The following is a 417-nucleotide window of genomic DNA, read 5'->3' as shown; positions in this document are numbered from 1 at the left end:
GTTTATAATTTTTTTTCTTCACTGGTATTCTTTCCATCTTCCCATCCCCATTTCTTCTCCAGTGAGTGATTATCAAAACGTCAGCCCCTGCCGTTTCAGCTCCTGATGCAATTTTTCATATTCCAGTTCTGCAGGTATTGTATCATATTTTATACATAAGCCCGCCGCAGCGCCTGCCGCCTGACCAAACCACATGCATGGGATCATATTCCTCGTAAAGCTGTCGATCATGTGACTGACAGAAAGGCTTCTTCCTGCAACCAGAAGATTTCTGATATTCTGCGGAATAAGGCATCGGAACGGAAGCTGGTACTCATGGTGTTCCATCGGTACTCTTTCAGGATATTTTTCCAGCCAGTCTTTATCGGAACCCTCAATCGGCTCCGGCATGTGAACATCCAGATCCTTCGGCAGAGG

The 417-nt window shown here is 45.8% G+C and carries 1 protein-coding gene; it reads right to left on the bottom strand.

Annotation, left to right across the window (positions count from 1 at the left end; genetic code table 11):
• Window positions 1-72: 72 nt before the first annotated feature.
• The coding region (locus NE664_14625; GenBank protein ID MCQ4727869.1) for an FAD-dependent oxidoreductase at window positions 73-417 on the bottom strand (345 nt) is incomplete at its 5' end.

The sequence above is a fragment of the Anaerotignum faecicola genome (assembly GCA_024460105.1).
In the GTDB taxonomy this organism is placed as follows: domain Bacteria; phylum Bacillota; class Clostridia; order Lachnospirales; family Anaerotignaceae; genus JANFXS01.
Note: the sequence above shows the minus strand (reverse complement) of the source record. Positions and strands in the feature narration are given on the sequence as shown.